The 14,737-nt window shown below is 71.2% G+C and carries 13 protein-coding genes; 3 read left to right on the plus strand and 10 right to left on the minus strand.

All coding sequences use genetic code 11. From position 1 onward, the window contains the following. Positions 1–2: 2 nt before the first annotated feature. Both purE and ACH4VX_RS15650 read right to left on the minus strand, forming a co-directional pair. Positions 3–527, minus strand: a complete 525-nt coding sequence (purE, locus tag ACH4VX_RS15645; RefSeq protein WP_398367942.1) for a 5-(carboxyamino)imidazole ribonucleotide mutase — start codon at positions 525–527, stop codon at positions 3–5. After that, positions 524–1,663: a 5-(carboxyamino)imidazole ribonucleotide synthase gene (locus ACH4VX_RS15650; protein ID WP_398367943.1), complete on the minus strand. Its 1,140-nt coding sequence runs from the start codon at positions 1,661–1,663 to the stop codon at positions 524–526. Before ACH4VX_RS15650 ends, purE begins: the two co-directional genes overlap by 4 nt. Before the next feature lie 153 nt (positions 1,664–1,816). Between ACH4VX_RS15650 and ACH4VX_RS15655 the strand changes: the two genes are divergently transcribed. Continuing rightward, positions 1,817–2,356 carry a GtrA family protein gene (locus ACH4VX_RS15655; protein ID WP_398367944.1) on the plus strand — a complete coding sequence of 180 codons (540 nt, stop codon included), beginning with the start codon at positions 1,817–1,819 and terminating at the stop codon, positions 2,354–2,356. 3 nt (positions 2,357–2,359) lie between these two features. Here the strand turns inward: ACH4VX_RS15655 and ACH4VX_RS15660 are convergent, their stop codons facing one another. Next, entirely contained in the window at positions 2,360–3,634 is a 1,275-nt protein-coding gene (locus ACH4VX_RS15660; protein ID WP_398367945.1) for an ATP-binding protein, read from the minus strand. A 36-nt stretch (positions 3,635–3,670) separates the two neighbouring features. Then, positions 3,671–4,348, minus strand: coding sequence for a response regulator transcription factor (locus tag ACH4VX_RS15665; protein ID WP_030821646.1), 678 nt, complete (start codon positions 4,346–4,348; stop codon positions 3,671–3,673). Positions 4,349–4,864: 516 nt separating this feature from the next. Between ACH4VX_RS15665 and ACH4VX_RS15670 the strand changes: the two genes are divergently transcribed. Beyond that, positions 4,865–6,361: an oligopeptide:H+ symporter gene (locus tag ACH4VX_RS15670; protein WP_398367946.1), complete on the plus strand. Its 1,497-nt coding sequence runs from the start codon at positions 4,865–4,867 to the stop codon at positions 6,359–6,361. Positions 6,362–6,629: 268 nt separating this feature from the next. Here the strand turns inward: ACH4VX_RS15670 and ACH4VX_RS15675 are convergent, their stop codons facing one another. Together ACH4VX_RS15675 and ACH4VX_RS15680 are read right to left on the minus strand one after the other, a co-directional pair. Then, positions 6,630–7,193: an ATP-binding protein gene (locus ACH4VX_RS15675; protein ID WP_398367947.1), complete on the minus strand. Its 564-nt coding sequence runs from the start codon at positions 7,191–7,193 to the stop codon at positions 6,630–6,632. Between the two features lie 233 nt (positions 7,194–7,426). Beyond that, positions 7,427–7,804, minus strand: coding sequence for an STAS domain-containing protein (locus ACH4VX_RS15680; RefSeq protein ID WP_398367948.1), 378 nt, complete (start codon positions 7,802–7,804; stop codon positions 7,427–7,429). A 252-nt stretch (positions 7,805–8,056) separates the two neighbouring features. Between ACH4VX_RS15680 and ACH4VX_RS15685 the strand changes: the two genes are divergently transcribed. Next, positions 8,057–8,971, plus strand: a complete 915-nt coding sequence (locus ACH4VX_RS15685; protein WP_398367949.1) for an RNA polymerase sigma factor SigF — start codon at positions 8,057–8,059, stop codon at positions 8,969–8,971. A gap of 85 nt (positions 8,972–9,056) precedes the next feature. On the opposite strand, the gene hutI is transcribed toward ACH4VX_RS15685, so the two are convergent. The 4 genes from hutI to hutU form a co-directional block, all read right to left on the minus strand. Further along, positions 9,057–10,229, minus strand: coding sequence for an imidazolonepropionase (hutI, locus tag ACH4VX_RS15690; protein WP_398367950.1), 1,173 nt, complete (start codon positions 10,227–10,229; stop codon positions 9,057–9,059). Between the two features lie 20 nt (positions 10,230–10,249). Next, positions 10,250–11,593, minus strand: a complete 1,344-nt coding sequence (locus tag ACH4VX_RS15695) for a formimidoylglutamate deiminase (protein ID WP_398367951.1) — start codon at positions 11,591–11,593, stop codon at positions 10,250–10,252. Beyond that, complete coding sequence (locus ACH4VX_RS15700) at positions 11,590–12,792, minus strand: allantoate amidohydrolase (RefSeq protein ID WP_398368172.1); 1,203 nt, start codon at positions 12,790–12,792, stop codon at positions 11,590–11,592. Before ACH4VX_RS15700 ends, ACH4VX_RS15695 begins: the two co-directional genes overlap by 4 nt. A 185-nt stretch (positions 12,793–12,977) precedes the next feature. Further along, positions 12,978–14,696 carry a urocanate hydratase gene (gene hutU, locus ACH4VX_RS15705; RefSeq protein WP_398367952.1) on the minus strand — a complete coding sequence of 573 codons (1,719 nt, stop codon included), beginning with the start codon at positions 14,694–14,696 and terminating at the stop codon, positions 12,978–12,980. Positions 14,697–14,737 lie beyond the last annotated feature (41 nt).

Below are 14,737 nucleotides of genomic sequence, written 5' to 3' on the forward strand. Positions count from 1 at the left end.
GCTCACTTCCCGAAACCGAAACCGCTGCCGGACCCCTCGGCCTTGGCGCGCAGCCGCTTGCCCTTCTCGGTGGCCTGGTCGTTCAGCTCCTGCTGGAACTCCCGCATCCGGCCGAGGAGTTCCTCGTCGTGGGCGGCGAGCATCCGGGCCGCGAGCAGGCCCGCGTTGCGCGCGCCGGCCACGGAGACGGTGGCGACCGGGACACCGGCCGGCATCTGCACGATGGACAGCAGGGAGTCCATGCCGTCGAGGTACTTCAGCGGCACGGGCACACCGATGACGGGCAGCGGGGTGACGGAGGCGAGCATGCCGGGCAGATGGGCGGCGCCGCCCGCGCCCGCGATGATCGCCTTGAGTCCGCGGTCCGCGGCCTGCTCGCCGTACGCGATCATCTCGCGGGGCATGCGGTGCGCGGAGACGACGTCGACCTCGTAGCCGATCTCGAACTCGTCGAGTGCCTTCGCGGCCGCCTCCATGACGGGCCAGTCGGAGTCCGACCCCATGACAATGCCTACGACCGGGCTCATTCGGTGATCGTGCCTCTCAGGTAGCCGGCTGCGTGACGGGCGCGCTCCAGCACGTCGTCCAGGTCGTCGCCGTAGGTGTTGACGTGGCCCACCTTGCGGCCGGGCTTCACGTCCTTGCCGTACATGTGGATCTTCAGCTGGGGGTCGCGGGCCATGCAGTGCAGGTACGCCGAGTACATGTCCGGGTAGTCGCCGCCGAGGACGTTGACCATGACCGTCCACTTCGCGCGCGGGCGGGGGTCGCCGAGCGGGAGGTCGAGGACGGCGCGGACGTGGTTGGCGAACTGCGAGGTGATCGCGCCGTCCATGGACCAGTGTCCGGAGTTGTGCGGGCGCATCGCGAGCTCGTTGACGAGGATGCGGCCGTCGCGGGTCTGGAACAGCTCGACCGCGAGGTGGCCGACGACGCCGAGTTCCTTGGCGATGTTCAGCGCCATCTCCTCGGCCTTCAGCGCGAGGACCTCGTCGAGGCCGGGGGCGGGCGCGATCACCGTGTCGCAGACGCCGTCGACCTGCCGCGACTCGACGACGGGGTAGGCGACGGCCTGCCCGTGCGGGGAGCGGACCACGTCGGCGGCCAGCTCGCGCACGAAGTCGACCTTCTCCTCGGCGAGGACGGCGACACCCGCCTTGAACGGCTCGGCGGCCTCCTCGACGGAGCGGACGACCCACACGCCCTTGCCGTCGTAGCCGCCGCGGACCGTCTTGAGGACGACGGGAAAACCGTCGCCCTCAGCCGCGAACGCGGCGACGTCCTCGGGGTCGGCGACGATGCGGTGCCGCGGACACGGCACCCCGATCGCGTCGAGCTTCGCGCGCATCACGCCCTTGTCCTGGGCGTGCACCAGAGCGTCGGGGCCCGGACGGACGGGGATGCCGTCCGCCTCCAGGGCCCTGAGGTGCTCGGTGGGCACATGCTCGTGGTCGAAGGTGATCACGTCGCAGCCGCGCGCGAACGCGCGCAGCGTCTCCAGGTCGCGGTAGTCGCCGACGACGACATCGCCGACGACCTGCGCCGCGGAATCCTGCGGAGTGTCACTGAGGAGCTTGAACTTGATGCCGAGCGGGATGCCCGCCTCGTGTGTCATACGAGCGAGCTGGCCACCGCCGACCATGCCGACTACCGGGAACGTCACGCCCCCAGGGTATCGGCCGAGCCACAGTGGCCGGTTTACCGGCCTCCCCCGGGACGATCCGCGGTCGCGGTCCTCGCCCGCAGGAAGATCGCGGGGACGGGTGGTTAGCATGGTCTGGTTGACGCCAACCGACGGACGGGAGTCGGTACGACCATGGGACATGGTTCCTCCGGGCCTCCGACCACGGCCCCGGCTCCGGCCCCGCGCGGCACCGTGCGGGAGCGGATCGACCGGCTCGTCCGTGAGGTCGTGAAGTTCGGCGCGGTCGGCGGAGTCGGTCTGCTGGTCAATCTCCTCGTGTTCAACCTGGTCCGGCAGGTGACGGACCTCCAGGTGGTGCGGGCGAGCGTCATCGCGACCGTCGTCGCGATCGTCTTCAACTACATCGGCTTCCGGTACTTCGCCTACCGGGACCGCGACAAGTCCGGGCGCACCCGGGAGATGTCGCTGTTCTTGCTGTTCAGCGCGATCGGCCTGGTGATCGAGAACGGCGTGCTGTACGTGGCGACGTACGGCTTCGGCTGGGACAGCCCGCTGCAGAGCAACATCTTCAAGTTCTTCGGCATCGCCGTGGCGACCCTGTTCCGCTTCTGGTCGTACCGCACCTGGGTGTTCCGCGCGCTGCCGGTCCGCGAGCCGGTGGCGCAGGGCACGCCCCCCGGCGGCTCGCGCGCGACGCAGCGCGTGCCGTAGCCGTCAGCGCACCGTCCGGCGGGACTCGTCGTCCGGGGACTTCTGCGGCGGCGTGCGGGAGAGGAACAGGCCGAAGACGGCCGGACCGGCCTGGAGCATCTCCAGCCGGCCGCCGTCCGCCTCCGCCAGGTCGCGGGCGACGGCGAGGCCGATGCCGGTGGAGTTGTGGCCGCTGATCGCCCGTTCGAAGATCCGTGAGCCCAGCTCGGCGGGGACGCCGGGCCCCTCGTCGGTGACCTCGACGACGACCTGGTTGCCGGTGACCCGGGTGCGCAGGGCGACCGTGCCGCCGCCGTGCATCAGCGAGTTCTCGATCAGTGCCGCCAGCACCTGGGCGACCGCGCCCGGCGTACCCACCGCCCGCAGGTGGCGCTTGCCCGAGGTGACGATCGCGCGGCCCGCGCTGCGGTAGGCGGGACGCCACTCGGCGAGCTGCTGCTGGATCACCTCGTCGAGGTCGAAGGTGACCGCGGAGCCGGTGCGCGGGTCGCGGGAGTTGGTCAGCAGCCGCTCCACCACGTCCGTCAGCCGTTCCACCTGCGTCAGCGCGATCGTGGCCTCCTCCTTCACCGTGTCCGGGTCGTCGGTGAGGGTGATCTCCTCCAGGCGCATGGACAGGGCGGTGAGGGGAGTGCGCAGCTGGTGGGAGGCGTCGGCGGCGAGGCGCCGCTCCGCGGTCAGCATGCGGGCGATGCGCTCGGCGGAGCGGTCCAGCACATCCGCGACCCGGTCCAGCTCGGGAACGCCGTAGCGGCGGTGACGGGGGCGGGGATCACCGGAGCCGAGGCGTTCGGCGGTCTCCGCGAGGTCGGTCAGCGGGGAGGCGAGCCTGCTGGCCTGGCGGATCGCCAGCAGCACCGCCGCGATCACCGCGAGGAGTGCCACCAGGCCGATGATCAGCAGCGTACGGCCGACCTCCCGGGTCACCGAGGAGCGCGGCTCCTGGACGGTGACCGTCTCGCCCTCCTCGCCGGGTGCCGAGGCGCTGATGACGTCGCCGTCCGGCTCGGTGCCGACCTCGATGGGCGGCTTGCCGGGGATCCGGATGACGGCGTACCGGTCCTCGGTGACCTGGTCGCTGAGGATCTCGGCGGTGACCTGGTCCTCGACGAGCAGCCGGCTGTCGACGATGCTGGCCAGCCGTACCGCCTCGGACTCCACCCGCTCTCTGGCGCTCTCGCTGATGGTGCGGGTCTCGACGATCACCAGGGAGACGCCGAAGACGGCGATCACGACGAGCACCACGGCGAGCGTGGACTGGATCAGACGGCGGCGCATGTCCTCTTACCCAAACGGAAACCCAGGGGGTTCTGGCTAGCTCTTCTCGAAGCGGAAGCCCACACCGCGCACGGTCGCGATGTAGCGGGGGTTGGCCGCGTCGTCGCCCAGTTTCTTGCGCAGCCAGGAGATGTGCATGTCGAGGGTCTTGGTGGAGGACCACCAGGTGGTGTCCCAGACCTCCCGCATCAGCTGGTCGCGGGTGACGACCCGGCCCGCGTCCCGCACCAGGACCCGCAGCAGGTCGAACTCCTTCGCGGTGAGCTGGAGCTCCTCGTCGCCCATCCAGGCCCGGTGCGACTCGACGTCGATGCGCACCCCGTGGGTGGCGGGCGGCTGCTGGGGCTCGGCGGAACCGCGCCGCAGCAGGGCCCGGACCCGGGCCAGCAGCTCGGCGAGCCGGAACGGCTTGGTGACGTAGTCGTCGGCACCCGCGTCCAGGCCGACGACCGTGTCCACCTCGTCGGCGCGCGCGGTCAGGATCAGCAGGGGGACCGTGTGCCCCTCGGAACGGAGCCGGCGTGCGACCTCAAGACCGTCCATGCCGGGCAGCCCGAGGTCCAGCACCACCAGGTCGACGCCGCCCTGCATGCCGGCTTCGAGCGCGGTGGGTCCGTCCTCACGGACCTCGACTTCGTAGCCCTCCCGGCGCAGGGCGCGGGCCAGCGGCTCCGAGATGGACGCGTCGTCCTCGGCGAGCAGTACACGGGTCATGTCAGTGATGGTAGTCCCGCCGCCACGGGGCCCGGGGTGTGATCGCGAGCGTTGACTCTTACCTCCGGCATACCCGTTTCTCACCTATGGCGGTCCCGGTTCGCGCCTGCGGCTGTGGGGTGCGAACCTGGGAAGGACCTTCGAATGGTTGATCGCGGTTCCAGTAAAACCTGTGATCCGCGTCTCAAGTCCTTCCATATCCGGCACTGTCCTGCCGTATGGTGAACCAACGCCTGTTGCACCACGGGGACCTTTGGCGCAGTTGACGCCGAAGGTCTCTTTTGTGTGCGGGCCGGCCTGTGCGCCGGCCCCGGAAGGAATGACCTGTGGCCGGGCCCCGTCGCGCGCAGACGCACGGCGGGGCGTGGATCCCGGTGGTCGCCGTCCGCCGTTCCGCGACCCGGAGCGGCCTCCCTCGGGCGTGGGGTGGACGGGTACGGCCCCGCCGGTGCCGGCCGCCCCCCCACCGGGCGCGTACACGCTCGCGCGACGCGTCCCGACCAGCAAGGAACGACCATGGCGTCCAGCCTGACGAAGGACTCGGTCACTCCGGGCACCCCCGGCTCCGAGAAGACCTTCTTCGGCCACCCCCGCGGACTGGCCACTCTCTTCATGACCGAGATGTGGGAGCGTTTCTCCTACTACGGCATGAGGGCTCTGCTCCCGCTGTACCTCGTCGCGCCGGGCGGCCTGGGTCTGAGCGCGGGCACCGCTACCGCGATCTACTCGGTGTACCTCTCGCTGGTGTACCTGCTCACGATGCCGGGCGGCTGGTTCGGCGACCGTGTCTGGGGCCCCCGCAAGACCGTCGCCGTCGCCGGCGGAATCATCATGCTGGGCCACCTGACGCTGGCCCTGCCGTCCACCGGCACCTTCTACGCGGGGCTCGGCCTGGTCGCCATCGGCTCCGGTCTGCTGAAGGCCAACATCTCCACGATGGTCGGCCAGCTCTACCAGGGCCCGGACGACCCGCGCCGGGACGGTGGCTTCACCGTCTTCTACATGGGCATCAACCTGGGTGCCTTCGCCGCGCCGCTGATCATCGGCACCATCGGTGAGAACGTCAACTGGCACCTGGGCTTCGCGCTCGCCGCGCTGGGCATGGGCCTCGGTGTGACGCAGTTCCTGCTGGGCAGCCGTCACCTGGACGCGCGCTCCAGCGTCGTCCCGAAGCCGCTGTCGGCCGAGGAGAAGTCCTCGACGCTGCGCAAGGCCGCGTTCTGGGCGGGCATCGCCGTCGTCGCGTACGCCGTCATCGGCTTCACCGGCAACTACACCCTGAACTGGGTCCTGGTCCCGCTGACGCTGCTCGGCGTGATCGTCCCGGTGATGGTGATCGCCCGCATCAAGCGCGACAAGGACCTGGACCGCGCCGAGCAGTCGAAGATGTCCGCGTACATCTGGTTCTTCGTCGCCGCCGCGATCTTCTGGATGATCTACGACCAGGGCGGCTCGACCCTGTCGATCTTCGCCGACTCGTCGGCCGAGAACAGCGTCCTCGGCTGGGACTTCCCGGTCTCCTGGTACCAGTCGGTCAACCCGGTCCTGATCATGGCGCTGGCCCCGGTCTTCGCCTGGATCTGGCTGGCGCTGAACCGGCGCGGCAAGGAGCCGAGCACGATCGTGAAGTTCGCGTCCGGTCTGGTGCTGGTCGGCGTGTCCTTCTTCCTCTTCCTGGCCCCGCTGTCGATCGCCGAGGGTGGTCACAAGGCCGCGGCGCTGTGGCTGGTGGCGATCTACTTCGTCCAGACCGTCGGCGAGCTGCTGCTCTCCCCGGTCGGCCTGTCGGTCACCACGAAGATGGCGCCCGCGAAGTACGCCTCGCAGATGATGGGCGTCTGGTTCCTGGCCGTCACCGCCGGTGACGCCACGACCGGTCTGCTCTCCATCGCCGGTGTCGACCTGAACAAGACGGGCATCGTCGCGATGGAGGCGGGCCTCGCCGTGGTCGCCGGTGTCGCGGTGTGGATGTACCGCAACAAGGTCAAGGCCCTCATGGGCGACGTGCGCTGAGCCTTCCCCCACGGCTCGACGCGAAGGGTCCCTGGAAACCGTCGGTTTCCAGGGACCCTTCGCGCGTTGCGGTGGGACGCGGGTGCCGGAAGTCCGGGTGCTCCGGGTGCTCCGGGTGCTCCGGGTGCTCCGGGTCAGGGTGACGGAGCGCGTGGGTCCGGGTCCTGCGGGCACGCCGGATCCGAGTCACGCTCGCCCCGGCCGCCGTGACGCCCGGGCCGTACGCGGTGCCCCGGATCCGAGTCACGCCGGTGCCCCGGGTTCCGGGTTACGCCGGTGCCCCGAGTTCCGCCCAGACCGTCTTGCCCGCGACGTCCGGGGCCCGTACGACCCCCCAGTCCAGGCAGAGCCGCTGCACGATGAACATGCCGTGGCCGCCCGGGCGGCCCGCCCGGTGCGGGGTGCGCGGGGCCGGCTGGCCCGTGCCCCGGTCGGTGACCTCGATCCGGATCACCTTCTTGTCGCAGGTGATGGCCAGATGGTCCGGCCCCTCGGCGTGCAGGCAGGCGTTGGTGACCAGTTCGGAGACGACGAGGAGGACGTCCTCGGCGGCGGCCCGCCGGTCGGCGGTGGCGGCGGGCAGCCAGCCCCACGCGTACAACGCCTGGCGGGTGAAGTCACGGGCGAGCGGTACGACGCCGCTCTGGTCGTCGAAGCTCAGCCGGCGGACCTGGCCGCCGCCCGACGGCCCGGAAGACCCCGATGGCGCGGTGGGCGCGACGACGCCCCCGTCGGGCGCGCCCCCCGCCGGCGCGCCGCCCCCGGGCGTCCCGGAAGCGCCGCTGGGCTCCGGACCGCGGTCGCCCGGCGAATAGGGCCGGGTGGTGCTCATCAGCGCTTCACCTCACCGTGTCACCAGTTCACGATTCAAAAGTTTTCGTCCTCGGTCGGTCACGCGCGCACGGCACACCCGGTTCTCGACACCCTCGTAACCACCGTGGCCGGCGCGTTCAGGGTGTCTCCTGCCCTGACAGACCGAGGGGACACCCCCGTATTCGCACGAAAAGGCGCACCGGAAGCGGCCCTCCGGTGACGGGGGCGTCCGGCCGAACCTGCCCGCGCGCGTCACGCGGAATCGTCGGCCAGCGCCGCCTCGAGAGTGTCATGGACGGTGAACACCGCGTCCGCTCCCGTGATTTCGAACACGCGCGCGACGACGGGCTGCATCTCCACGAGATGAACCCCGCCCCCGGCGGCTTCGGCCTTCAGTCGGGCACCGAGCAGCACGTTCAGCCCCGTGGAGTCACAGAACTCCAGCCGGGAGCAGTCGATGACAAGCCGCTTGAATCCCTTGGCGAGGCATTCCTCCAGTGGCTCACGCAACAGATCGGCGGTGTGGTGATCCAACTCACCCGCCGGAGTCACGACGGCACTGGGGCCCTCTTCTCGCACCTCGACCAGAAGCCGGCCCGACTGTGCGCTGCCGACCGTCCCGCGGTCCATGCCGTCTCTCTCTCCCGACGTCGTGGCTGCCTGCTGACGTCCTCGAACATTACGCCTTCTGGCCACACTCCGACAGCCGAACAATCGCGCACAAACGGACATATGCCAACAGAGCGCACTTGCGGTTCGCTCGGGAAAGCGGGTAGGGCTAGTAAGAACACGCAACCGACACGGCCGGCTTTGGAGGCGCCGCACACCGCAGTGCACGTATCGGCTTCGGCAGCCATATAGCCGAGAACGATGGAGGACATCATGTCACCCCGGCTCGACGCATCGCGTACCCCGAAAGCGACGTCGACACTCCCTCCGGAGCACCTGAATCCCATCGAGCGCGACGACCCGGGTGTCGTCCCGGACGACCTGCTCGCCGGACTCCCGGAGATCCCCCCGTACGACGAGGTGGGCCCGGTCGACGCGCGGGCGCTGTCCAAGACCCTCTTCGAGCGCCTGGAGTCGCTGGAGGAAGGCACCTACGAGTACTCGTACGTACGCAACACGCTCGTCGAACTGAACCTCGCCCTGGTCAAGTTCGCCGCCTCCCGGTTCCGCTCGCGCAGCGAGCCGATGGAGGACATCATCCAGGTCGGCACCATCGGCCTGATCAAGGCGATCGACCGCTTCGAGCTGTCGCGCGGCGTCGAGTTCCCCACGTTCGCGATGCCGACCATCATCGGTGAGATCAAGCGCTTCTTCCGCGACACCTCGTGGTCCGTGCGCGTACCGCGCCGGCTGCAGGAGCTCCGGCTCGACCTGGCCAAGGCCGGTGACGAGCTGGCCCAGCAACTGGACCGGGCGCCGACGGTGACCGAACTGGCCGAGCGTCTGGGCATCAGCAGCGACGAGGTCGTCGAGGGCATGGCGGCGTCGAACGCCTACACCGCCTCCTCGCTGGACGCCCAGCCGGAGGAGGACGAGGCCGAGGGCGCGCTGGCGGACCGGCTCGGGTACGAGGACCACGGGCTCGAAGGCATCGAGTACATCGAGTCGTTGAAGCCGCTGATCGCCGAACTGCCGCCGCGGGACCGGAAGATCCTCTCCCTGCGCTTCGTCGCGGGCATGACCCAGTCGGAGATCGGCGAGGAACTGGGCATCTCCCAGATGCACGTCTCCCGCCTGCTGTCGCGGACTCTGGTGAAGCTGCGCAAGGGGCTCACGGTCGAGGAGTGATCCTCACCGGGTGACGCTTGCCCTCCAGGGGGGCGGTCCGGGACCGGGCCGCCCCCTTCGGGACGTCCGGGGAGCGCCGCACCGCTCACACCTCGCGTACGCCCCGTCGCCACACCCCCGCGACCAGCGGGACACCGGGCCGGTAGGCGAGGTGGACGTGGCTCGGGGCGTCGAGAAGGGTGAGGTCGGCGTACGCGCCCGGGGTCAGGCGGCCGATGTCGTCACGGCGCAGGGCGGCGGCACCGCCCGCCGTGGCCGACCAGACGGCCTCGTCCGGCGTCATCCCCATGTCCCGCACCGCGAGCGCGACGCAGAAGGGGACGGAGGACGTGAAGGACGAGCCGGGGTTGCAGTCCGTGGACAGCGCGACGGTGACGCCCGCGTCCAGCAGCCGGCGGGCGTTGGGCCACTCGGCGCGGGTGGAGAACTCGGCGCCGGGGAGCAGGGTGGCGACGGTGTTCCCGTCGGCTAGGGCGCCCACGTCGGCGTCGGTGAGGTGGGTGCAGTGGTCGGCGCTGGCCGCGTCGAGCTCGACGGCGAGCTGCACCCCGGGGCCGTACGACAGCTGGTTGGCGTGGATGCGCGGGTGCAGGCCCTTCGCCTTTCCGGCGGTGAGGATCGCGCGGGCCTGGTCGCCGTCGAAGGCGCCCCTCTCGCAGAAGACGTCGATCCAGCGGGCGTGCGGCGCGCAGGCGTCCAGCATCTCGCCGGTGACCAGGTCGACGTACCCGGCCGGGTCCTCGGCGTATTCGGGCGCGACGACGTGGGCGCCGAGGTAGGTGACCTCGTCGGTGTGGCGGGCGGCCAGGCGCAGGGCGCGGGCCTCGTCCTCGACGGTCAGGCCGTAGCCGGACTTGGTCTCGAAGGTCGTGGTGCCCTGGCGGAGCGCCTCGTGGAGGAGACGGGTGAGGTTCGCCTCCAGCCGCCCGTCGCCGGCGGCCCGGGTGGCGGCGACGGTCGTACGGATGCCGCCGGCGCTGTAGGGGCGGCCCGACATCCGGGCGTTGAACTCCTCGGTGCGGTCACCGGCGAAGACCAGGTGGGAGTGGGAGTCGACGAAGCCCGGCAGGACCGCCCGGCCTTCGGCGTCGACCCGGTTGTCAGTGGCGGGTGCTTTGCTTGATTCACCGGTCCACACGACGCGGTCGCCCTCGATGACGACGGCCGCGTCCCGGACCAGACCAAGGGGAGAACTGTCACCGAGGGAGGGGTCGTTGGTGACCAGCGTGGCGATGTTGCTGATGACGGTGCTGCTCATGGTGTCCTCGTGGGTGGTCGTCAGGCGCGCAGTGCTTCGACGGCCTGCGCGAGGGCTCCGGGCACATCGGGTACGAGCGTGTGCGCCCCGTCGCGTACGACGTGCCGGCCCGCCACGACGGTGTGCCGTACGTCAGCCGCTGTCGCGGCGAATACGGCCGTCTCGGCGCCGAGTCCGGGCGGCGGTCCCGCTGTTCTGACCGAGTCGAGCCCGATGGTGGTGAGGTCGGCGCGTGCCCCGGTCCCGATGCGGCCGGTGTCGTCCCAGCCGAGGGCGGCGTGCCCGTCGGCGGTGGCGGCCCGCAGCAGCGCGGCGGCCGTCCAATGGCCGCGGGTGCGGGTGCGCAGGCGCTCGTCGAGCTCCATCGCGCGGGCCTCTTCGAGCAGGTCGATCACGGCGTGGCTGTCGGAGCCGAGGGAGAGCGGGGAACCCTCGTTCTGCAGCGCGGCCGCGGGTCCGATGCCGTCGGCGAGGTCGCGTTCGGTCGTCGGGCACATGCAGGTGCCGGTGCCGCTGCCGCCGATGAGGGCGATGTCCTCGGCGGTGAGGTGGGTGTTGTGGACGCCGGTGGTGCGCGGTCCGAGGACACCGTGCAGGGCCAGGAGCTGCGTCGGGGTGCAGCCGTGGGCCTCCCGGCAGGCGTCGTTCTCGGCGGTCTGCTCGGACAGATGCACATGGAGCGGGGCCCGCCGCTCCTCGGCCCACCGCGCCACGGTCGCCAGCTGCTCCGCCGGCACGGCCCGGACGGAGTGGACGGCCGCCCCGATCCGTGCGTGATCCCGTTCCTTGAGAACTGAACAGCGCCCGGCCCAGGCGTCCGCGTCGCCGTCGGAGAAGCGGAGCTGGTGGGTGGTGGGCGGCTGTCCGAAGCCGGAGGAGAGGTAGGCGGTGTCGAGGAGGGTGATGCGGACACCGGCTTCGGCGGCGGCCTCGATGAGCGCCTCGCCCATGGCGTTGGGGTCGGCGTAGGGCGTGCCGCCGGGGGCGTGGTGGACGTAGTGGAACTCGCCGACCGCCGTGATGCCCGCCAGCGCCATCTCGGCGTACACGGCCCGCGCGAGGGCGTGGTAGGTGTCCGGTGTGAGCCGGTCGGCCGTGGCGTACATGATCTCGCGCCAGGTCCAGAAGGTGCCGGACCCCACCTGGACGGTGGAGCGCAGGGCGCGGTGGAAGGCGTGGCTGTGCGCGTTCGCCAGCCCGGGGAGGGTCAGTCCGCGCAGGATCTCGGCGCCGGGCGGCGGGGCGGGGGTGTCCGGGCGGACGGCGGTGATGCGGCCGTCCCGGACCTCGACGGCCACGCCCGGTTCGACGTGGGTGCCGAGCCAGGCGTGCTCCAGCCAGTACGTCCGCGGGATGGCAGTCACGTGCAGGCCAGTCCTTCCAGTACGTCGGCGAGGGCGAGGACCCCGGCCACGCAGTCGTCCTCGGTGGCGAACTCGGCCGGGGAGTGCGAGACGCCGGTGGGGTTGCGCACGAACAGCATGGCGGTCGGGACGCGTCCGGAGAGGATTCCGGCGTCGTGTCCGGCGCCGGTGCCGAGGACGGGCACCTTGAGGTCGGTGTCGCTGCCGAGGAGGCGGGCGAGCTCGTCGCGCAGGGCGTGGTCGAACTCGACGACGGGGGTGAAGGACTCGCGTTCGACGTCGAGTGTGACGCCGTGCTCCCGCGCGTGGGCGCGGGCGGCCTTCCGCACGCCCTCGACCACGGTGTCCAGGCTCTCCTGGTCGGCGGCGCGGGAGTCGAGCCAGCCGCGCACCAGGGAGGGGATGGCGTTGACGCCGTTCGGCTCGACCGCGATCTTGCCGAAGGTGGCTACGGCACCGGCGAGTTCCGCCTCGCGGCGGGCGGCGAGGACGGTCTCGGCGTACGACAGCATGGGGTCGTGCCGGTCGGCGAGCCGGGTGGTGCCGGCGTGGTTGGCCTCGCCCCGGAAGTCGAACCGCCAGCGGCCGTGCGGCCAGATGGCGGACGCGATGCCGATGCGGTCGCCGGACAGGTCCAGGGCCCGGCCCTGTTCGACGTGGAGTTCGACGAAGGCGCCGATGCGGCCGAGTCGTTCGGGGTCGGGGCCGATGGCGTCGGGGTCGTACCCGGTGGCCTCCATGGCCTCCGGGAGCGTGCTGCCGTCCCCGTCGGTGAGCCGGTGGGCCTGCTCGACGGTGAGCGCGCCCGCGGTGAGCCGGGAGCCGACGCAGGCGAGCCCGAAGCGGGCGCCCTCCTCGTCCCCGAAGTTGACGATGCCGAGCGGTTTGGCGAACCGTGCGCCCCTGCGGCGCAGTTCGTCGAGGGCGGCGAAGGCGGACACGACCCCGAGGGGCCCGTCGAAGGCCCCGCCGTCGGGCACGGAGTCCAGATGTGACCCGGTGACGACGGCGTCCCCCCGCGCGGGCTCCCCGAGCCAGGCCCACTGGTTCCCGTTCCGGTCGACCTCATGGACCAGCCCTCGGCCACGGGCCTGCTCCTCGAACCAGCTCCGGCAGTCGGAGTCGGCCCCGGTCCAGGCGAACCGCCGGTAGCCACCGGAGGCGGAACTGCGCCCGATGGGCAGCAACTGCCGCCACATCTCATGGAACGAGGGCGGTTCAGGCTGCGAACCGCTGCCCGGCTGACGGCCGCCGGGCTGTGGGCCGTCGTTCCGCAGGGCGACGGGGGTACCTCCCATGCTCCTCGCACCATGGGGGAGGGCGGGCGCAGCCGAACCCGCAGGCGGCGACGGTGCCCCCGCCCCCACCGAGGAGTCGCCGCCCTTCACTCCGAGCCACCCTCACGCATCGGCACGCGAACACCCCGCTCGCCCGCAACCGACTCCGCGATGTCGTACCCGGCGTCGACATGCCGGATGACGCCCATGCCGGGGTCGTTGGTGAGCACCCGCCGGATCTTCTCCCCGGCCAGCGCGGTCCCGTCGGCCACCGTGACCTGCCCCGCGTGGATGGACCGACCCATACCGACCCCACCACCGTGGTGGATGGACACCCACGACGCCCCCGAGGCCACGTTCACCATCGCGTTCAGCAACGGCCAGTCGGCGATCGCATCGGACCCGTCCAGCATCGCCTCGGTCTCCCGATAGGGAGAGGCCACCGAACCGCAGTCGAGATGATCACGCCCGATCACGATCGGCGCGGCCAGTTCCCCGCTCGCGACCATGTCGTTGAACCGCTCCCCGGCCCTGTCCCGCTCCCCGTAACCGAGCCAGCAGATACGCGCGGGCAGGCCCTGGAAGTGGACCCGCTCCCCCGCCATCCTGATCCACCGGGCCAGGGACTCGTTCTCCGGGAACAGCTCCAGGATCGCCTTGTCGGTCTTGGCGATGTCGGCGGCCTCACCCGACAGCGCGGCCCACCGGAAGGGCCCCTTGCCCTCGCAGAACAGCGGCCGGATGTACGCCGGCACGAACCCCGGGAAGGCGAACGCGCGGTCGTACCCGGCGAGCCGCGCCTCGCCGCGGATGGAGTTGCCGTAGTCGAACACCTCCGCACCGGCGTCCTGGAAGCCGACCATCGCCTCGACGTGCCGGGCCATGGACTCGCGTGCGCGGGTGGTGAAGCCTGCCGGGTCCTTCGCGGCGGCGTCGGCCATGTCGTCGAAGGCGACGCCGGTCGGCAGGTACGCCAGCGGGTCGTGGGCGGAGGTCTGGTCGGTGACGATGTCGATGGGAGCGCCCATGGCGAGGAGCTGCGGCACCAGCTCGGCGGCGTTGCCGAGGACCCCGATGGACAGGGGGCGGCGGGCGTCGCGGGCTTCGACGGCCAGCTGCAGGGCGTGGTCGAGCGAGTCGGCCCTCACATCGAGGTACCGGTGCTCGATGCGGCGTTCGATCGCGCGGGGGTCGCAGTCGACGCAGATCGCGACGCCGTCGTTCATGGTGACGGCGAGCGGCTGGGCGCCGCCCATCCCGCCGAGTCCTGCGGTGAGCGTGATGGTCCCGGCGAGGGTGCCGGCGAACTTCTTCGCGGCGACGGCGGAGAAGGTCTCGTAGGTCCCCTGGAGGATGCCCTGGGTGCCGATGTAGATCCAGGAGCCGGCGGTCATCTGCCCGTACATGGTCAGGCCGAGGGCCTCCAGGCGGCGGAACTCCTCCCAGGTGGCCCAGTCGCCGACGAGGTTGGAGTTGGCGATGAGGACGCGCGGCGCCCACTCGTGGGTCTGCATGACACCGACCGGGCGGCCGGACTGGACGAGCATCGTCTCGTCCTGTTTGAGGGTCCTCAGCGTGCGGACCATGGCGTCGAAGGAGCGCCAGTCGCGGGCCGCCTTCCCCGTGCCGCCGTAGACGACGAGCTTGTCGGGGTGCTCGGCGACCTCCGGGTCGAGGTTGTTCTGCAGCATCCGCAGGGCGGCCTCCTGCTGCCATCCCAGGGCGCTCGGTTCGGTGCCGCGCGGCGCTCGGACAGGACCAGGGGGCGGCCCGTAGGGACCCGCTTGAGGGTGGTGGCGGGAGACGGGCGGGCGGGGTCCGGACATGTCTGCCTCCTGTACTGCGGACGATTACTGCAGATATTCAC

The sequence above is a fragment of the Streptomyces sp. NPDC020731 genome (assembly GCF_044334705.1).
GTDB lineage: Bacteria > Actinomycetota > Actinomycetes > Streptomycetales > Streptomycetaceae > Streptomyces.